Source organism: Bombella sp. ESL0378 (assembly GCF_009725845.1).
GTDB classification, from domain to species: domain Bacteria; phylum Pseudomonadota; class Alphaproteobacteria; order Acetobacterales; family Acetobacteraceae; genus Bombella; species Bombella pollinis.
In genome coordinates this window covers 106,289-125,812 of the sequence record NZ_WNIF01000002.1, presented here as the reverse complement: position 1 = coordinate 125,812, position 19,524 = coordinate 106,289, and the positions used below count along the sequence as shown (strand labels likewise).

At 53.7% G+C, this 19,524-nt stretch carries 18 protein-coding genes; 11 read left to right on the top strand and 7 right to left on the bottom strand.

The features are described from left to right. Positions 1 to 24: 24 nt before the first annotated feature. Positions 25 to 702: a hypothetical protein gene (locus GM556_RS00865; RefSeq protein ID WP_155578974.1), complete on the top strand. Its 678-nt coding sequence runs from the start codon at positions 25 to 27 to the stop codon at positions 700 to 702. A gap of 9 nt (positions 703 to 711) precedes the next feature. On the opposite strand, the gene alkB is transcribed toward GM556_RS00865, so the two are convergent. After that, on the bottom strand, positions 712 to 1,353 hold the full coding sequence (alkB, locus tag GM556_RS00860) for a DNA oxidative demethylase AlkB (RefSeq protein ID WP_196424748.1): 642 nt from the start codon (positions 1,351 to 1,353) through the stop codon (positions 712 to 714). Continuing rightward, on the bottom strand, positions 1,350 to 1,646 hold the full coding sequence (locus GM556_RS00855; protein ID WP_155572685.1) for a putative quinol monooxygenase: 297 nt from the start codon (positions 1,644 to 1,646) through the stop codon (positions 1,350 to 1,352). The genes alkB and GM556_RS00855 overlap by 4 nt, the downstream gene beginning before the upstream one ends. 167 nt (positions 1,647 to 1,813) lie before the next feature. Here GM556_RS00855 and ybaK point away from each other — a divergent pair, with 167 nt between their 5' ends. The 6 genes from ybaK (at position 1,814) to GM556_RS00825 (ending at position 8,982) form a co-directional block, all read left to right on the top strand. Next, positions 1,814 to 2,311 (top strand): Cys-tRNA(Pro) deacylase, encoded by a 498-nt coding sequence (gene ybaK, locus GM556_RS00850; RefSeq protein WP_155572684.1) that lies wholly within the window; start codon positions 1,814 to 1,816, stop codon positions 2,309 to 2,311. A 111-nt stretch (positions 2,312 to 2,422) separates the two neighbouring features. Continuing rightward, the gene (locus tag GM556_RS00845) at positions 2,423 to 2,899 is read left to right on the top strand and encodes a hypothetical protein (RefSeq protein WP_155572683.1); all 477 of its coding nucleotides are present in this window, start codon (positions 2,423 to 2,425) and stop codon (positions 2,897 to 2,899) included. A gap of 107 nt (positions 2,900 to 3,006) precedes the next feature. After that, a complete protein-coding gene (locus GM556_RS00840; protein ID WP_155572682.1) occupies positions 3,007 to 6,318 on the top strand; it encodes an efflux RND transporter permease subunit in 3,312 nt (1,103 codons plus the stop codon). 79 nt (positions 6,319 to 6,397) lie between these two features. Continuing rightward, the gene (gene petA / locus GM556_RS00835) at positions 6,398 to 7,069 is read left to right on the top strand and encodes a ubiquinol-cytochrome c reductase iron-sulfur subunit (RefSeq protein WP_155572681.1); all 672 of its coding nucleotides are present in this window, start codon (positions 6,398 to 6,400) and stop codon (positions 7,067 to 7,069) included. Positions 7,070 to 7,081: 12 nt separating this feature from the next. After that, a complete protein-coding gene (locus GM556_RS00830) occupies positions 7,082 to 8,278 on the top strand; it encodes a cytochrome b N-terminal domain-containing protein (RefSeq protein WP_230873224.1) in 1,197 nt (398 codons plus the stop codon). Further along, complete coding sequence (locus tag GM556_RS00825) at positions 8,275 to 8,982, top strand: cytochrome c1 (protein WP_196424747.1); 708 nt, start codon at positions 8,275 to 8,277, stop codon at positions 8,980 to 8,982. The genes GM556_RS00830 and GM556_RS00825 overlap by 4 nt, the downstream gene beginning before the upstream one ends. A gap of 57 nt (positions 8,983 to 9,039) precedes the next feature. Here the strand turns inward: GM556_RS00825 and GM556_RS00820 are convergent, their stop codons facing one another. Next, positions 9,040 to 10,089 (bottom strand): NADP(H)-dependent aldo-keto reductase, encoded by a 1,050-nt coding sequence (locus GM556_RS00820; RefSeq protein WP_099026420.1) that lies wholly within the window; start codon positions 10,087 to 10,089, stop codon positions 9,040 to 9,042. A gap of 167 nt (positions 10,090 to 10,256) precedes the next feature. Here GM556_RS00820 and GM556_RS00815 point away from each other — a divergent pair, with 167 nt between their 5' ends. From GM556_RS00815 to GM556_RS00800, 4 genes are all read left to right on the top strand, one after another. Then, on the top strand, positions 10,257 to 10,943 hold the full coding sequence (locus GM556_RS00815) for a response regulator transcription factor (protein WP_099026421.1): 687 nt from the start codon (positions 10,257 to 10,259) through the stop codon (positions 10,941 to 10,943). 24 nt (positions 10,944 to 10,967) lie between these two features. Beyond that, a complete protein-coding gene (locus GM556_RS00810; protein ID WP_230873223.1) occupies positions 10,968 to 12,467 on the top strand; it encodes a HAMP domain-containing sensor histidine kinase in 1,500 nt (499 codons plus the stop codon). Positions 12,468 to 12,543: 76 nt separating this feature from the next. Next, on the top strand, positions 12,544 to 12,888 hold the full coding sequence (locus GM556_RS00805; RefSeq protein WP_155572678.1) for a hypothetical protein: 345 nt from the start codon (positions 12,544 to 12,546) through the stop codon (positions 12,886 to 12,888). After that, positions 12,885 to 13,691 carry an SIMPL domain-containing protein gene (locus tag GM556_RS00800; protein ID WP_155578971.1) on the top strand — a complete coding sequence of 269 codons (807 nt, stop codon included), beginning with the start codon at positions 12,885 to 12,887 and terminating at the stop codon, positions 13,689 to 13,691. The genes GM556_RS00805 and GM556_RS00800 overlap by 4 nt, the downstream gene beginning before the upstream one ends. A 32-nt stretch (positions 13,692 to 13,723) precedes the next feature. Here the strand turns inward: GM556_RS00800 and GM556_RS00795 are convergent, their stop codons facing one another. The 4 genes from GM556_RS00795 to GM556_RS00780 form a co-directional block, all read right to left on the bottom strand. Next, the gene (locus tag GM556_RS00795) at positions 13,724 to 14,992 is read right to left on the bottom strand and encodes a S1C family serine protease (protein ID WP_155572676.1); all 1,269 of its coding nucleotides are present in this window, start codon (positions 14,990 to 14,992) and stop codon (positions 13,724 to 13,726) included. Between the two features lie 108 nt (positions 14,993 to 15,100). Further along, complete coding sequence (hrpB, locus tag GM556_RS00790) at positions 15,101 to 17,590, bottom strand: ATP-dependent helicase HrpB (protein ID WP_155578970.1); 2,490 nt, start codon at positions 17,588 to 17,590, stop codon at positions 15,101 to 15,103. A gap of 29 nt (positions 17,591 to 17,619) precedes the next feature. Then, positions 17,620 to 18,159: an adenine phosphoribosyltransferase gene (locus GM556_RS00785; protein WP_099026425.1), complete on the bottom strand. Its 540-nt coding sequence runs from the start codon at positions 18,157 to 18,159 to the stop codon at positions 17,620 to 17,622. 97 nt (positions 18,160 to 18,256) lie between these two features. After that, positions 18,257 to 19,519, bottom strand: coding sequence for a multidrug effflux MFS transporter (locus tag GM556_RS00780; RefSeq protein ID WP_155578969.1), 1,263 nt, complete (start codon positions 19,517 to 19,519; stop codon positions 18,257 to 18,259). Between the last annotated feature and the right edge of the window lie 5 nt (positions 19,520 to 19,524).

Sequence of the window (19,524 nt, the reverse complement as noted above, 5' to 3'; positions counted from 1 at the left end):
CTTTTTTGCGTTACGGTCGGCTTTATGAAACGCCTTCTCCTCCCTGCTCTGATTTGTGGGGCTGCTAGCCTCTCCCCTCTCTATGCTGAGCCGGGCGACCCTTTGCCAGCCTCCCAACGCCCACCGGCTCCAGCCCTTTTGGAGCCCAAATTACCGTGCCAAAAGATGGCCAGCACACCGATTATCTTCGCCTCTAAACATAGTGATGATGCCCTCCATATGCGGGTACAATGTGTGATGGACAAAGGCCAAGATGGGTTATGGCGCGCCCAGAGCTGCTCCTACCATTCCCATTGGAACGGCTTTTACATGCCCCGCCCCCCAAAAGTGCGCCATTATCGTGATGTCGTCACAAATTATATGGATAATGCTTGCTTTACTGATGGGCAGCTCACCCCTTATCTTTCTGATGAGCAAAATGAACAGCCTGATTCTATCTCTGATGAAGATGCTTGGACCTCCCGCACCATCACCCCATGGCGTGAGGACCAATTTGCCCATGGCATCAGCCCCGCGCAGGATGAAAAATTGGGGGCGATTTACCTCAATAATACGCGTGTGATGCTCAAACTCAGCTTCACTCATCGTCCCCCCGTCACGGCGGAGGAAAATGATACAGATAAAGCCGCACATTCACCCCACCGTTTTGAGCCTGCACCAAGCATCATCAATCTTGATGCCGTCTCGGCAGTAACGAAATAAGCCCTCCCCTTACCGTACAGTGCGGAAGGTGAGATTATATCGCCAGCCTAGCCCCACAACAGCAGGGCCGGGCTTAATGGGCATAATCCCGTGGAAGTTATGCCGGCTTGGCCCGCCCCACACCACTACATCCCCATGATGGAGGGGCACTTTACGACATGGGGCGTTGCGCGTCGCCCCACCCCATTGGAATATCGCTGATAACCCAAGAGAGACCGAAATAATCGGGGCTTCAACGACCTGTTCATCACAATCCTGATGCAGCCCCATGCCTGCACCGGGGGCATAGCGGTTAATCAACCCAGATTGCGGCATAAACTGCTTATAGCCTGCCTCTTGCGCCGCTCGCACCGCAAGTGATTGGAAGATAAGCGGCATAGTCGGCCAAGCACGCCCGGTCAAAGGGTCTAGCTCATCATAACGATACCCTCGGCCATCACTCACCCAACCATAACGACCACATGCCGTCATGGCCGCAGCAAGCTGGCCTCCTCGGGCTGTTTTATACTGCCGCAAAGGGGCTTGTTTTAGAACATCCTCAATCGCCTGCAACAAAGCGGGAGCATCTGCTTTAGCAAAACCACCCAACACCACAGCCCCGGGGGCTAAAACCTGCCGGGTGCGTGTCTCTGGGAATAAATCATCCATCATTGCCGATGGAAGAAACGAATCTGCCTTGTTGTAATGGCAAGCTCCTTCAACGCATTACGAAATACCGCAAAATGAGGGGCCGCCTCATGCGCTTGGAAGGCCTTCTCATCCTTATACACCTCATAAAGAGCGACAAGATAAGGCTCCTCAACACTGCGTTGGATGAGGAACTCCAAACAGCCCGGCTCATCCGTTTTGGAGCGCAGCGCATCATACTGACACACCTCAAGGAACTTCGCCAAACTAGCCTCTGTTGCTTCAAACTCAGCAAACACAACGAGCGGTTGGGACATCGACTCCTCCTGCGTAATAACGCCTTATCCAGCCTTTATGATACGCCTTGCCCTGCGCCCCAACAAGGCAGGGCTGCATAGGCCTCGCTTGTCCCGCCGGCTAAAACACGCTTGATAATGGGCGATCATCATATCGTTGTAGCGTTCCACGCGATTGAAAGGGTTGCATGATGCACATAGACACCTCCCAGCATGACGAGACCGCCGCTACGCTGTTCCTCGACCAAGCGGGGGTTTCTTACGAGACGCGCCATTATGATTATGCCCCGCAAAAAGGCCATATTGGCGAGCAAGCAGCCCACGCCATTGGGGCCAAACCATCGGCTGTGTTTAAAACACTTGCTGTTAAAATAGACCGCAAACAGGCGGCTTTTGCTGTCATCCCCGTAGCCAAACGCGTCAATTTTAAGGCCTTAGCCGCAGCCTTAGGCGGCAAAAATGCTAAAATGATGCAAGCGGAGGAAGCGCACGAGCGCACCGGTTTTGTCTCTGGTGGGACAACGCCTTTTGGCTCCCGTGAATCATTTCCCACTATCATAGACCGCAGCGCACAAAAGCATAAAACAATTTGGATTAATGCTGGGGCGCGGGGGTTTTTAGCCTGTATGACCCCGCACGATATTCAAAATGTCCTGCAAGCCCATTTTGCCGCGATTGCCGAGTAAGGCACGGCCTATTCTACATGACTATTTCGTGACGTTTTTTTCACTACCCTTATACCCTATTCCAGCGTTACTATCTGATGCGTTGAGGTTAGTCCCACACAGGGGGAGAAAATGCGGTTTACCATCGCTGGGCTTATCTGTGCTCTCGCCTTTGGGGTGTTAAGCCCCCATGCGGCAGAAGCGCATCGCGGCTATTACCATCATGGTTATTATTACGGCCATCATCACAGCTTTGGCCATAGCTTCGCCCGCGGCTTTGGTTATGGCGTTGGCTCAGGCCTCGGCTATGGTGTCGTTAATCGCGTTTTTTCTGGCGGGCCTTTTGGGTACGGTTATAGTGGTGGTTATTATGATGGTGGCTATGCCATCCCATATGCTGTCCCTAGCCCTAGCTACAGCCCTCCGCCGCCGCCCAGCACCAATGTTGTTATTGTGCAACCACCTGCACCCCCCGCAGGTCCCCCCGGCTATCCTTATCCCGTCCCCGGCTATACGCATTACCAACCGGGGCAGGGCTATGTAGCCCAGACAACGACCTATGTGCAGGGCTATGGTTATGTCCCCACACCCCAACCTATTACGCCTTAATCATAAAATATCTGGCTTTACAAAGAGTTAAGAGTATATTACCGCACGGCATAATCACCCATCCTTTATACTCAATAGAGTAACACGAAAGGGCATATTGCGAGCTTATGGTCTTCTGCCGGCTTTTTATTGATCGCCCCGTGGCGACCACTTTGCTGGCCTTAGCCATCTTCCTCTCCGGGTTAGTGGCGTTACCCTTTCTCCCTGTTGCGACCATGCCGGACATGACGGCGACCGCCATTATGGTGGTAGCCAGCCAACCCGGCTCAGACCCGCAACAGATGGCGACTTCTGTCTCCACCCCGTTAGAACGCCGCCTTGCCACGATTGCCGATGTCCAATCGCTAGAATCCACTACAGGCAGCGGCAAAACCTCTATCTTTATTGATTTTGCCCCATCACGTAATATTGATGGGGCATTGCGGGATGTCCAAGCCGCTTTACGTGCCGCCCGAAGTGACCTGCCAACAGGTACATTAGATTCAGACCCACAAGCCTTTAAGCTTGATGGGGATAGGCCTATCTACCTCCTTCATTTAACCTCTAAACAACAATCACGCGACCAGCTTTATGACCTCGCCCTCATCCGCATACGGCCCATATTGGCCCAAATTGGCGGGGTTGGCCGGGTGGAAATATTCGGGGCTTCCAACCCTGCAGTGCGAGTCGAGCTTAACCCTTACCCCCTGTATAAATGGGGCTTAAACCCAGAGGATATTCGCTCCGCTCTGGCCTCTGCTAATGCTTATACACCCAAGGGTTTTTTCACCCTTGGTGACCAACGCATCCAACTCCAAACGAATGACCAAGCCATCAATGCGGCACAATATCGCAACCTCATTGTTGCCTATCGTAACAAGTTCTACCCTATCTATCTGCGCGATATCGCTAGGGTGCATGATGATGTGCAGGATATTTACCAAGAAAGCACATTAAACGGGCAAACCGCTATTACACTTGCTGTTATGCCACAACCCCACGCGAACACAGTCGCTATCGTCAACGATATTACTCATCGTCTTCCACTTCTCCAACAAACAGTCCCAGCGACTGTGCAGATCCATACAGGGCTGGACCTCTCTCGTACAATTCGCTCCTCCCTGATTGATGCGAAGCTCACACTTATTGTCTCTATTATCTTAGTCGTCCTAGTTATTGCTCTCTTTTTCCGCCATCTTTTTAGTACACTTATCCCCGCTATTACGATCCCCATTGCCCTCTCTGGCACACTCACAGCAATGGCGTGGTATCACTTCTCACTAGATGTTCTCTCCCTTATGGCCCTAACGATTGCCGTGGGTTTTGTCATTGATGATGCCATTGTCGTGCTCGAAAATATCGCTCGTCATATGGAAGCAGGGATGGATCGTTACCAAGCAAGCCTTATTGGAACAACTGAAATTACCTTTACAATTCTCTCTATTAGCCTCTCTTTAATTGCGGTTTTTATCCCTCTCCTTTACATCCCCGGAACATTAGGATCGATTTTTAACGAATTTGCCATGACGATGATTATCGCCATCATCATCTCAATGGTTTTATCCCTTACCCTTACCCCTATGCTATGCGCCCATTTTCTCACAATACACACACAGCCGCACGCCACATTACCCTCCCGCCCCCAACGCACCATGTGGCGCGCTCCATTGGGATGGCTACTCTATAGGGGCCATCAGCTCTTTCACGTCACAGAAACAGGCCTCCAACGCCTCACACGAGCTTATGAAAACTCCATGAGCTGGAGCTTGCGGCATCCCATCCTTATTGGTCTTACCTTACCAGCTAGCCTCCTCTTACTCATCGGGGGCATTACCATCCTACCTAAAACAACTCTTCCAGCAATGGATTTGGCTATCCTACGAGGGCGCATAGTTGGGGAGCCGAACCTCTCCTTCCAAGCATTATTACGCCGCTTACGGCAGGTCGAAGCAATTATCCAAAAAGACCCTGCTGTCCAAACAGTCGTTACATTTAACCGGAATAGCTACACGGGCGATCTCTTTATTTCCCTCAAAGATAAAGCCCAACGCGCTAGCCCTCGGACGATATTAGCACGGCTCCATAAAAGCATCCCCCAACAAGCTGGGGCAGAAGCCTTCTTCTGGGCATTAGGGAGCGACCGTCAAGGGGGGGGCGATACAAGCAATACAGGTAATTATCGTTATGTCCTCCAAAGTGATGACAGCACCCCTCTTTATAACGCGACCCCGCCCCTCCTAGCGCAGCTCCGTGCTAGCGGGGTCTTTCGTAACCTTTCAACCAATGCAGAAGATGTTGAAATCTCATCCAATATTATAGTCCATCGAGACCTTGAGGCCCGCTATAATGTTACACCACAATTAATCCAAAATGCTCTTTTTGACTCTTTTGGGCAAAGCATTGTCTCGACCATTCATCTTCCCCTTACCAACCACAGAGTGGTCATGGTGGTTGATGCGCCTTTCCGCCAGTACCCCAACACACTCCACCATCTCTGGCTTTCCACCTCTGCTGGGACAGCCGCCGGGGGGATTGCCTCTAACCTGATCCGTGTCCGCAGCAAAGGGACATTAAGCGCACAAGCCTCCATCGCCCAAGATTCTGTGACGAACTCTTTTGCCAATAAACTCTCGGGCAATAATTCCAACGGTGCAGCGGTGTCTTCATCCCAAGAAACGATGATCCCTCTTGATAATGTGGCCAGTATTGCCAAAGCACCTATGCCCCTGACTATTGCTCATCACAATGGTTATTACGCCACAACCCTCTCTTTTGACCTCACAGCAGGCCACACATACACTGATGCTGTCGAAACGATCAAAAAATCCCTCGTAAATCTCCATGTCTCAGATGTCATCCATGGGGAGTTTACTGGCACAACGGGGGAAACCTCATCTCTTATGAACAACGCCTTAATCGCGTTTATGGTCGCTATTGCTATTATGTATATTACTTTAGGTATTCTCTATGAAAGTCTCATACACCCTATTACCATCCTCTCTACCCTGCCTTCTGCCGGGGTGGGAGCTGTTCTAGGACTTTGGGTTGCAGGGGAGAACTTTAGCTTAATTGCCGTTATCGCCATTATTCTCCTCACCGGCCTTGTGAAAAAGAACGCCATCTTGGTGATTGACTTCGCCTTACAAACCCATAAATCCAACCCTGAGATGACAGCCGAGCAAGCCATCCAGCAGGCCTCTATCATCCGCTTCCGCCCCATCCTGATGACAACATTAGCCGCGGCTTTAGGCGGGGTGCCTCTACTCATCGGCGATGGATATGGATGTGAGCTACGCCGCCCCTTAGGGGTAGCGATTTTAGGAGGGATGGCTGTCAGCCAATTCTTAACCTTCTACACCACACCTGCAATTTATCTTTTGATGGAACGGCTAAAACATCGTTGCCATCATCTCACAAAAAAGCTGATTGCACGGGCCTAATACCCCATAAGGCGGCTTCTCTACATTGCGTCACTTTATCGCTATTTCTATAAAGAAAAGCCTGATAAGGAGCGCGCCCATGACCCAGCAGAACGATACCCCCCCGCCGCACCCAGCTTTGGATGACGCCCCCCTTTTCCCTCGTCCTACGCGGCGGCGGATCCTAACGGCAAGCTCTCTCGCTTTAGGCGGAGCTGGGGCCTGCACGCTCGCTGCGCCCTTCCTCAATAGTCTCCGCCAGACTGAAGCACGCTCTGCGGAGAACACGCATGAGCACGCCATTCTTGATGTTACTGTGCAGGATTTAGAGCCGGGTAGCCACAAAATAGTCGTTTGGCAGGGCCTTCCAGTGGCTATTCAACGCCGCACGCCAGAGATGCTCCGCGCTTTGGAGGACCCTACCCTCCTTGCCCAGCTGGCTGACCCGCACTCACACATCCATCAACAACCCGCCGAGGCTGCCAACCCCCATCGCTCCCTGCGGGCTGACTATGGGGTTTATATCACCATTTGCACCCATCTAGGCTGCGTCCCCAATTATCAAGATAGTGCAAACTTACCGGCCTCTGGTGGGTTCTTCTGCCCGTGTCATGGCTCACAATTTGATGGGGCGGGGCGTGTCCTACGCAATATGCCCGCCCCTTATAATTTGCCCGTCCCGCCCCTTCATTTTGTTGATGATAACACCATCCGCTTAGGGGAAAGCCTGCTCTCCCCTCATTACGACATCACCAAAATCCAACAACTGTAAGGGACGGCCTCTATGATGAATCACACCCCCACACCGCCTTCCCATTGGCTTGACCGCCGCTTGCCTTTCCTACGGCCTTTCTGCCGCCATATGGCGCGCTTCCCCATGCCGCCGGTAAATCTGCTCTGGACTATCGGGGCCTGTTTGATCGCCGCCTTCGGCCTCATGATTGTAAGCGGGATTTTTCTTGCCCTCCACTACCAGCCCGATATGACGCAGGCTTTTGAAAGCATTGAAGCGATTGAACGCCGCGTCCCCTCTGGCTGGTTGGTCCGTAGCATCCATACAGGCGGGGTCAGCATGCTCTTTGCAGCCCTCTATCTCCATATAGGGAGAGGGCTATGGTATGGCTCCTACAAGGCCCCGCGAGAGCTTGTCTGGCTCTCTGGCCTTATTGTGATGCTCCTTTTTATGGTTACAGCCTTTGCAGGGTATGTTTTACCATGGGGGCAGATGTCCTATTGGGGCGCAACCGTTATTACCCATGCGGTGGACGCCGTGCCAGCTATTGGGCATCCGCTGCTTGTTTATCTCCTTGGGGAAGAGACGTTAGGCAATATTGCGCTGCACCGCTTTTTCATCCTGCATTTTACCCTTGGCTTCATTATCGCCGCTCTGATTGGCCTGCATATCATCTGCCTCCACGGGACAGGCTCTAGCAATCCAACCCTAGATAGCCCCCAGCCTGACAAAACAACACGGCCTTTCGCACCGTTTTATGTTGTCAAAGATAGCTTAGCCGTCTGTATTTTTCTGGCGTTATTGGCGGGGTTAATCTTCTTCCTCCCCGGTTTATTAAGCAAGATTGATAACATTACCCCTGCCAATCCCCTCAAAACCCCTGCTGATATTACGCCAGAATGGTATCTTGCCCCGTGGTTTGCCATGCTGCGCGCTATTCCCTCCCGCCTTGGGGGGCTTATCATAGCGGCCTCTAGCTTACTCGTCCTTTTTGCTCTCCCTTGGTTGGATATCTCCCCCCGCCATAATGCGACCTATCGGCCTTTTATCCGCATCGGGATGGGGCTTTTCTTCCTCGCCTTCCTCACCCTCATCGTAGCAGGGCTACAACCAGCTACCCCCTTATGGGCATGGATAAGCCGAGGCGCATTGCTGGTATGGTTCCTCGTGTTTCTCGTTCTACTTCCCTTCACCGCATGGCAAGAGCGCAAAGCCGCACAATCCTCACAAAAGGATGTACAGTCATGATGCCACACCGTCTGTTATGGGCTCCTTTTGCTCTATTCACCCTCATCAGCGGGGCCTCTAGCCCTGCTCTCGCCGCCCCTATCACGGCGGCATCCCCTACTCCGCCCCCCATTATGAAGCCGGAAGAACGCGGGTTGCTTATCTTCCAGCAAATATGTAGCTCCTGCCATAGTATGGACCATGCCCATTATGGGGATATGATTGCGTTACAACTAGATGTTGCCGCCTTGCAGCATTGGGCACAACAACGCCATACAGGGTTAGAAAGCCCCATTGCCTCCCCTTATCCTAGTGTCGCTGTGGGCAAAGCGAATAATGGGGGAGACTACCCGCCAGACCTCTCCCATATTGTCCGCACAATACGCGGTGGGCCGGATTATATCCGCCACATGCTTGCAGATTATCGCCCTGCTCCCCCCGGCGTTACACTCGCCCCACATACTTATTACAACCCCACGGCACTCACGCATCATCACAAGTTCAAAATGCGGCCGCCTTTGCAAGAGGGGGCTATCAACTTCCCCGATGGGACAAAAGCGACCATCCCCCAAATGGCCAGCGATGTCACAGCCTTTCTCCAATGGGCTGATGATAGCCATAAACGCACCCGCCATTTTATCGGCACGGCTGTGCTGCTTTATCTCGCACTACTAAGTGGGATTTTGCTTGCCCTGTGGCGCGTCTTAAAAAAGGATGCCCCCTAAAAGACGAGCCGGAACATAATGATGCTCCGGCTCTACCGTTACTTTATATACTTCCCCTTAAGGGGCAGGGTTGGCGTTTAGCTGATGGATGGCGTTAATCTTCTCCTCCAGCTCCGGCGTAATGGTAAGATTGACGGATGTTAGAGCCGTCTCAAGCTGCTGCAAATTAGTTGCCCCGATGATGTTAGAGGCCACAAAGGGACGGGTGGTTACAAACGCAATCGCCATTTGGGCGAGGTCTAACCCGCTCTCTTTCGCAAGGGCCTGATAAGCACGAATCGCATCATCAACGCCCGGTTTTTCGTAACGCTGCCCCCGCTCAAAGAGGGTTGTCCGCGCCCCCGGTGGGCGGGCACCATCCAGATATTTGCCCGTTAAATAACCCTGCGCGAGTGGAGAATAAGCCAATAAGCCGACATCCTCCCGCAAGCCCATCTCGGCAAGGCCAATCTCATAAGTGCGGTTCAACAGATTATAGGCGTTTTGGATAGAGGCAATACGCGGCTGTTTTTCCTCGCGTGAAACACGCAAAAACTCCGCCACACCCCATGCGGTCTCGTTAGATAAACCTACATGACGGACCTTGCCTTCCTTCACCAACTCCCCCAATGCGCCTAATGTCTCAGCAATCGGCACTTCATCAGCATCAGAGAGGGTTTGGAAGGTCGTCCCTCCCTCACCAAAGATGTTAATCTTACGGTCTGGCCAATGGAGCTGATAAAGGTCCAAATAATCCGTATTTAACCGCTTGAGCGATTGCTCGATCGCATATCGAATCTGCCCCGGTGTCAGACGTGGTTTCTCCCCATCGGGGCGGAACCACTCATTCTGGCTACGCCCAACCACCTTACTGGCTAGGATAATTTTATCACGATTACCGCGTGCCTTTAGCCAACTCCCCACAATGCGCTCGGTCGAGCCTTGCGTCTCTGCACGCGGAGGGATGGAATATAATTCCGCCGTGTCGATGAAATTTACGCCATGTTCGAGGGCCATATCGAGCTGGGCATGACCTTCTGCCTCGGTATTTTGTTGTCCAAAGGTCATGGTTCCTAAGCATAGTTCACTTACTTTAAGGCCAGTTCGCCCTAAGGGTCTATATTGCATGGCTATTCCCCTCTCCTTACAATCACAGTGTCTCCAGCATCCTAACATGCCCGTAATATGAGGCAAGAAAGCCCTCTATGAGTGACCTTCCCTTTTCCCCCAGCTTACCGCTATCCTAGGCGCACAAACGCTCTAATAGAGCAGACTAGACGAAACAGGCAGGACCAATGCATATCTTACTGGTTGAGGATGATCCCACCGTTCGCTCCTTTGTCCTTAAAGGCCTTAAAGAAGCAGGGCATGATGTAGACCATGCCGATAATGGCAAAGATGGGCTCTATCTCGCTGTGGGAGAAAAATACGACATCATCATCTTAGACCGGATGCTCCCCGGTGGGGTTGATGGCTTGCATATTCTTGAGACCCTTCGCAGCCAGAAGAACAATACCCCTGTGCTCTTGCTCTCTGCCCTCTCTGATGTAGATGATCGAGTCGATGGGTTGCGTGCCGGTGGGGATGATTACGTCACAAAGCCTTTTGCCTTCTCCGAGCTTCTCGCCCGTGTGGAGGCTCTCGGCCGCCGTGGGCATAATGAAACCGCCCCAGAGACAACCCTCACTGTAGGCGACCTCACATTAGACCTCCTCTCCCGCGAGGTACGGCGTGGAGGCCAAAAGATTGACCTCCAACCGCGTGAGTTCCGCCTCCTAGAGTTCCTCGTCCGCAATGCCGGACAGGTTGTGACCCGTACCATGCTGCTTGAGAAAGTCTGGGATTATCATTTTGACCCGCAGACCAACGTGATTGATGTCCATGTCTCCCGTCTGCGGCAGAAGGTTGATAAACCTTTTCAGACCGCTATCATCCATACAGTCCGCAATGCAGGCTATATCCTCCGCCCGACACAAAGTTAGCGCGAATAAGAGGTTAGCTACTTTATGAAGAAGGATAAGAAAGCCCCGCGCCGTTGGCTCCAATGGCGGCGGGGGGATGCCAACAAAATGGGGCGATGGCATTGGCCGATCCGCTCCGCTGGGATTAACTTCGCCCTTGGCTATGGCGTGTTATTTCTTATCTCAGCCACGCTGTTCTTATCCTTCATCTGGTGGAGTAGTACCAACCTCCTCACCCAGCATGTCCGTGCCTTTATAGAGACCGATGCACAGGAGCTCACACAGCGGTGGAACTATGGCGGCCCCCCTGCCCTGAGCAGTGCCATTACGGACCGTTTAGAACAGAATATTGATGATGATGCCCTCTATTTGCTCATCGACCGCCACGGGCGACGTTTAGCGGGCAATTTACCCGGCTGGCCCGTTGCCATCACAAAGATGGATCATTTTTACGAGCTTACCATCCGCCGTTATACCTTCTCCACCCCCGCGCAATTTAAGGCCTACCACCTCACCCACGGCTTTAAGCTCATTGTCGGGCATGACATCAGGGGCCGCGCCCTCCTCAGTACGGTCATCACCCGTACCCTGATTTGGTGTGCTGTAATGATTGCCCTCCTCGCTATTGGCGGGGCTTTAGTGGTGCGCAATCTCTTCCGCCGTATTGTTGGCTCCATCGCTCGCACGGCCTCCGCTGTGGCGAGTGGGGACCTTAACCACCGCATCGCCCTCACAGGGAGCGAGACGGACCTTGTTGCTGAGACGGTCAACACCATGCTGGACCGAATCAACCGGTTGATGGAAGGGGTGCGCCAAGTCTCCAACGCCATTGCTCATGACCTCCGCACCCCCATCACTCGCGCCCGTAACCAACTGGAAGAAGCCCTCTTTTCCGCCTCCTCACCTGATGAGTTACGCCTAGCGGCGGAAAAAGCGATTGGAGACCTCGACCATATTACCGGTATCTTTGAAGCCCTCCTCCGCATTGCCCAGATTGAGGCCGGGGCACGCCGCTCCGCCTTTACTATGGTGGACCTTAACCAACTCCTCACCAATATAGCGGAATTATATGAAGCCTCTGCTGAAGAGGCAGGATTAAGCCTCCATATGGATATCAGCCCGCTTCCCCTTCTTTATGGAGATGAACGGATGCTCCAACAAGCTTTAGCGAATCTATTAGATAACGCGATTAAGTTTTCCCCTCCTCATAGCGCACTCTCCCTTACAGCCCACCCTGTTACAGCTATTACACCGCGTGGTCATACAGCGCACACAGCCCCCACTGGGATAGAAATTAGCGTACAAGACCAAGGGCCGGGGATGAATGAAGCTGATATTCTCCGCGCGCATGAACGCTTCTTCCGCGCAGAGAGTGCCCGCCATACACCCGGCTCTGGCCTTGGGCTTTCTCTCGTCCAAGCGGTGACGAGCTTACATCATGGTCGTCTCACCCTCACGCGGATGGATCCGGGGTTACAGGTCACGCTCTCTCTGCCACTCATCCAGCAAGAAACAGACCGTACAAAAACGGTAGTCCCTTTATGACCCTACCGCTACGTCTTACGAAAGTTTCATACCTTGCCCATCTTAACCGCCTATTTTCTGTGATAGCGTCATGATCATGCGCACTTTATGCTTTCTCACAGCTCTGATTCTTTTGGCTCCGCTGACAATATGGCCAGAGGTTGCATGGGCCTCTCTCTTGCCGGGTAGTGAGGCAACCCCTCCCCCTCAAGACCTTGTCATCACCAGTGATAGCCCTGATTATTGCGCCCAGCTGAGCGAGCATTTAGCTGAGAAAATACGTACCCCCCATAATGTACCTGTTGGTGCCATGGATGATGCCCAACATTTGTTGGAAGAAGGCCGGGAGCTCTGCCAACAAAATCACATTCGCGCAGGGATAGGCCGTTTGCGGCGCGCGCTTGTTCTCCTCAAAAATCAGGAAGAAGGACCTCATCAATGAGCCTACGTCACCCCCTTACCGCATTGAGCCTAGCGACATTCGCCGCGGGCTCTCTGTTGGTAACCCCTCTCTCCGTTGCCTCCGCCGCGCCTGAGGGAGAGACCGTGCTTCCCTCCCGCCAAATGCCGCCACCCCCGCCTATGGCTTATCCTCACGGTACAGAACTCAGCTTTACTGTCTCTGATGAAACACAAGCAACAGCCGATACGCTCATGATTCATCTCTCTGCTAAGGCTGAAAGTGCCACCCCTAGCAACGCGCAGCAGCAGCTCAATCAACGCGTTAATGCGGCAATGAAGCTCCTTAATGGTCAATCCGCTATTAAAAGCACGGCTGATAACTATATGGTTGGGGAGGAATACGGCCCCCATAACAAACATAGCTGGGTTGCCCAACAAAGCCTGACATTAAGCAGCCAAGACCGTGAGCAACTCCTCGCTATGACGGAGAAGCTCCAACAGCTTGGTCTGAGCATTGAGAGCATGCAATGGACCCTCAACCCCCAACTGCGTGAAACGCTGGAGCAACAAGCCCGCCTTGGTGCGCTTAAAAAACTCCGCCAACAGGCAGAGAATGATGCCACTGCCCTTGGTCTCTCCTTAGTCCGGCTAGAGCGCGTCCATATTGGGGGACAAGGCCCCATAAATCCGCTTGAGCCTCGCCCCCCCATGCTCATGATGGCCGAGATGCGCAGTGCCGCTACACCCCCTAGCAGCACGGCAGAGGTACAAACAATCCGTGTTACCATCCATGCTCAAGCCTTGTTGGCTGATAAGCTGGAGAAAACCTCTCCTACTCCTTGAGAGGAAAAGAGGGCGCATAAACGCGCCCCCTTTTAAAAATCTGCTACGGGGCGTTTGCCAAGCGTCACGGGGAGGGTCATCTCCTTCCCCTCCCGGCGGATGGTAAAGTTAAAGACGGTTCCCGGATGTGCTGCTGCGACACTGCGTAATACTGTCCGTGCATCATGCACAGGCACATCGCCAATAGCGAGGATGGCGTCTTTTTTCCGCAAACCGCCCTGCCAAGCCGCCCCGTGTGGGTCCACATCCTCCACCCACATAGGCGCGCTTGCGTCATTCAATGTGACCCCAAGCCAGCCATGCTCCACATGACCAGTCTTACGAATCGATTCCACAACCGGGGCTACAATCTCTGAGGGGATGCCAAAGCCAATCCCCACCGAGCCATCACTCGGCGAGGCGATCGCCGCATTCATCGCCACAACCTGCCCTTGAAGATTAAAGGCTGGTCCGCCGGAATTACCGGGGTTAATGGGAGCATCAAGCTGCATGAAATCATCCAGCGCACCACTGCCTAAATCCCGCCCTACAGCGGAAACAATCCCCGCCGTAACGGAGGAGCCAAAACCAAAAGGATTCCCAGCAACCAAAATCCAATCGCCAATCTCTACCTGCCGGCTATCCCCCCATGTCACAGAGGGGAGCGGGGTCGGGCTATCGACCTTGATAACAGCGATATCAGTCATGGGGTCCTCCCCCAAACTCCGCGCTTTAAGCGACCGCCCATCAGAGAGCGAGACCATAATCCGCGAGGCATGGCCTATCACATGCCGGTTCGTCACGATAATGCCCGAGGCATCCACGACAAAACCGGACCCTGCGCCGGTTAAATCATCATCAGCAGGCCGTACGGTATGGTGTTTCTGCCTCCGATGCCGCCGATGAGGGGCCGGGATAGGAACAACCTTCCGCGCTGCTGGTGTTTTAGGCTGTGTAGAAGGCTCATCATCTGTTGGGGGAGAGCCACGAGAGACGGAAATATTCACCACAGCCGGAATCACCTGATGCACCAATGGTGCAAAGCTCGGCAAATTTAATGCCTCCCGCGTAGCTATAGGGTCGTGAGCTGAACTAACAGGCAAAGACGGCGCAGCAGGAACAGGGGCCGAGGGCAACACTAAAGGGGACGATACCGGCACAGGCGGGTGATGCACAGCTTGATAAAGCCGCGTATTACGGATGGGCGTAGGGACTTTCTCCCCACCGGGGACCCACCATAGGCATATGCCCATCGCCGCCACACTCCCAACAGCCGCTGGGACTAAAACAGACCAGACCACATGCCTTATTACCGGCTGCATGAATACCCCATCCCCTTCCATAACAGCCATAACACGGCCAAACGACTCCCTATACCCCCTATCACACTCCCTCACACAATCCTACAGGCAGCCCCTCTATACCGCCTCTTAGGACGTCTCATCAGCGGGGTTTTCTGGCCAATGATGTTTAGGATACCGCCCACGCATATCCCGCCGCATATCCAACCAACCCGCCTTCCAAAACTGCGCTAAATCCGCTGTAACAGCCTGCGGACGCCCTGCCGGGGAGAGCAAAGTCGCTTGTAAGGGCACCTTACCGCCTGCCAATTTTGGCAGCGACATTATCCCGTAAAAATCCTGCGCACGCGCTGCAAGAGAGGGAATGACCGTTGTATAATCAATCCGCCTACGTCCCCCCTTTAATGCCACATGAGTAGGAAGCTGGCGCGCAAGCTCTTGTTGGTCCTCATAAGATAATAAGCTCGTCAGAATAGCCGTCATATCCAACTCTTTAAGCTGAGCGAGGCGATCCATCCCCGCAAGCCACGGCTCTAGCCATTCCATAGACTGCACTAACGCATCATCGCTTATATCCGGTAAATGAGGCGCGTAATGTCTCCGCGCAAGGGCGACGCGCGCTTGCATCTGCCGCGCTGTATCGGACCATTCCACATAACGAGGAAGGTCTGCCTGCACTTTGGCAAGCAAGGCCGTGGTAATATCCTCTGGCAATGGGGGTACATTTTTATCCCTTAGGATAAGAGCCCCCAACCGTACTCTCTGACGTACAATTACCTTGCCCGAAGTACCATCAAGAGCAGGCTCCCGCTGCTCCTGCATACAGGCTTTAACGGAATCAGGCAGCTCATCCATTGTCACGGGGGCAGCAAGGGTCATGCTCGTACCCTTACCACTATGAAAGGCCGCCCCCGCTAAAAGCTCCTCCTTCACTAAAGGGTCCGCCGCATTGAGCCGCGCACTCCCACCCCCTGCAAGGCGATAACGTCCTTCCGCATGGGTCCGCTGTGCGAGACGATCAGGGAAACCCGCCGCGATCAAACGCCCCACGCCATAGCCCTGCATACCTGCCGTCACATATTCTGCTAATTGGCGACGGCCGCCCTTTTGCCCACCACGCTGCCAAAAACGCTCCGCCGCTTGTTGGAGCCTACGCATCACAGGGCGCGGCACACGCCCATCATCATGGGTAAAGAGCCTCAAACGCAGCCGAATATCTGCCGAGAGGGCCTCCCCCATACCCTCGCGCCCTCTCAAGGGGTCACGTTCCTCCAACAAAGCAGCTAAACACGCTGCTACTGCTTGCTCCTCCACCGTACGCGCAGCGCACAGCAAGGCAGCTAAACGAGGATGCGTGCCAAAATTAATCATCCTCTGCCCAAGAGGGGTTAACACTCCCTCTTTATCCAACGCCCCTAACTCATGTAGCAATGCTTGTGCCGCTGCAAGGCCACCAGCAGGGGCAGGATCGAGCAACGGTAGAGCCTTTGGCTCTGTCCCCATCGCTTGCTGCCATGCCGCTGTCAGGAGGGCAAAATCACATAAATCAGCCTCTAAAATGGCGGGGATGTCCTGCACAATCAAACTGCGCTGTGTCATCTCCGACCATAAACGAATAGCCACACCGGGGGCTTGCCGCCCTGCGCGCCCTGCCCGTTGCTCCGCCGTAGCGCGGGAGATGCGGCGTGTGTGCAACCGCGGTAAGCCCGTACTGGCATCACGCTGTGGCAAACGCCGCCACCCACCATCTACCACCACACGCACCCCCGGTACGGTAACGGAGGTTTCTGCAATGGAAGTTGCCAATACAATCCGCCGTCCTGAGGTGGGGTCTAACGCACGGGCTTGGTCCTCAACCGATTGTTCCCCATAAAGAGGATAAAGTGGAGCTTGCTCGCCCAAAAGACGCTGCAAAAAAGCCTCTGTGCGGCGTATCTCCCCGATACCGGGTAAGAAAGCTAGAATAGAGCCCTCTTCCTCCTGCCATGCTTGCGCCACGGCGTGCGCGCATGCCTCTGGTAAATCCCGCAGATGGCCTATATCCCGCCTATGGCGAATTTCTACAGGGTAGTGCCGCCCATCACTCTCAAGCAATGGAGCCTGCAAAGCGGTTGTAAAAAGGCTAGCCTCTAAGGTGGCAGACATCGCTATGAGGCGTAAATCCGGCCGAAAGTTCTGCTGCACATCGCGGCAGAACCCTAAAGCCGTATCTCCATCGAGGGAACGCTCATGCACCTCATCGAAAATAACAGCAGCCACGCCTTCTAAAAGTGGGTCTGCCACAAGGCGGCGGACCAATAGCCCTTCTGTTACAACCTCAATACGCGTTTGGACAGAAACCGCACTCTCCAGCCGGGTACGATACCCAATCACCCCACCGGGGGCTTCCCCTCGCAAAGCGGCCATACGCTGCGCCGCAGCCCGCACCGCTACACGCCGTGGCTCGACCAACAAAATACGCCCCGCCCCCAACCATGCAGGGGCACGCTCTAACAAAAAGGGAGGGACGGTTGTCGTCTTACCCGCACCCGGTGGAGCTACGAGAACGAGATTCGGCCCCGCGAGCAAGGCCTCATGCAGCGCGGGCAAAATCTCTGTTACCGGTAAAGGCTCTGACATCACACCACGCTGCATACGGGAGATAACGCTTAATCCTCGTAGGTCAGCAGGGACGTCACCGGCACGTCAATTTTCTTACGCCCCCCAAGAGCTAGAAGCTCTATCATGACTGATGCCCCCACAACCTCCGCCCCGGCCTTGCGTAAAAGGTCGATCGAGGCAGCAAGTGTTCCACCTGTTGCAAGGAGGTCATCTAACACGACAACACGTTGACCGGGTGTGACCGCATCGGCCTGAATATGCAGCTCATCCTCGCCATATTCGAGGCTATATTTATGAGAGATTGTCTTACCCGGTAGCTTGCCCGGCTTGCGCAACATCGTAAAGCCACATCCAAGCCGCGTTGCGAGCGGGGCAGCGGTAAGGAAGCCGCGGCTCTCAATCCCTGCCAAAAGGTCCGGCTGAAAGCGAGAGACAGCCTGCGCTAGCCGCCCTGTCGCCACCTGCCATGCTTCTGGATTCCGAATCAAGGTCGAAATATCGTAGAAAAGAATCCCTGGCTTAGGGAAATCTGGAACCTCACGGATATAGCGTTTCAGCTCCAATGGGGCAGGGTCTTTAAAGGACATGAGCGCACTTCCCTCATAAATAGGGTCAGAATAAACAAAGGCCCCTTATAGGCCCTTCTCTTAGCGAGGGGGAAGGGGCATATGCCGCCCCATCCCATTAAGGAGCAAAACGAGCTGATAACAGCATGAAGATATAAGCCACAAACAGCATAATCCCCATGGGAATAGCCGTACCTACAGGCAACCAAGAGACCATCACACTCGCTGCAATCCCAAAGAGATATTGCCCTGTCCCAGCCAAAGCTGTGGCAACACCCGCATTACGGCCCTGCGTCAATAAAGCCCCGGCCATAGCATTCGGCCCGATGCAACCGCCGGAGCCTAAAGCACACACCATCGCCCCAAATAATGGCCATAGATAAAGATGTTTAAGATGCCCCGCTGCGTCCACATCTATCGCAGACCACACAGCAATCGCTAACAAAATCACCGACCCTATCATGCTGATGGTCAAGCCAGCTTTTAACAGGGTCCGGCTATGATAATAATTCAACAACCACGCATTAATCTGCGATGAGGCAATCATACATAATGCCATCACCCCAAAGAGCATCCCATATTGGAAGGGCGTGAAGGCATACACGCTCTCAAATAAGAAAGGGGCGGCAGTAAGATACGTGAAGATAACAAAGCCCTGTATCATCCAAATCAGAGCATTGAAGCGATAATTCCTATCCTGCAAGGTTTGCCCGTAGCGGACAATAACAGGCCATAACCTGATAGGGTGACGGTCCTCCCCGGCCAAAGTTTCTGGCAGAAAGAGAAAAACAATCACTAACCCCACAACCCCATATAATGATGTCGCCCAGAAAATATCGCGCCAGCTGATAAATTGTAGCGCAAAGCCACCAAGAGCGGGGGCCAAAATCGGCACCACACCTTGGATGAGAATCAACCGAGACATCAACTTCGCCGTGGCATCACCAATGGTCAGGTCGCGCACGCAGGCATTGGGTACCACGAGGCTTGCCGCCCCCATCAAGGCCGCAAAAGCACGAAAGAAGCACAACATCGGCATAGAGGTTGCAAGTGCGCAACCCGCAGCGGCTATGGCATAAAATAACGTCCCCACTAAAAGCGGACGACGCCGGCCAAAACGGTCTGTCATCGGCCCTACGAGAATCTGCCCAATCGCTAAGCCCGCCACCCAGGCAGCCATAGTCAAGCTCCCCGTCCCAGCAGCAGAGCCTAACTGACGCTCCATCTCTGGCAAAGCGGGCAGATAAATATCAGTCGAGACAGGGCCTACAGCGGTGAGTGTCCCTAATATTAAAGGCACCCACATGGGCAAATGCCCACCTCTTACCAAGGGCTTTGTAAGCACGGCTTGCTTAAAAACACTGCGTTGTGACATCGCCATAATGC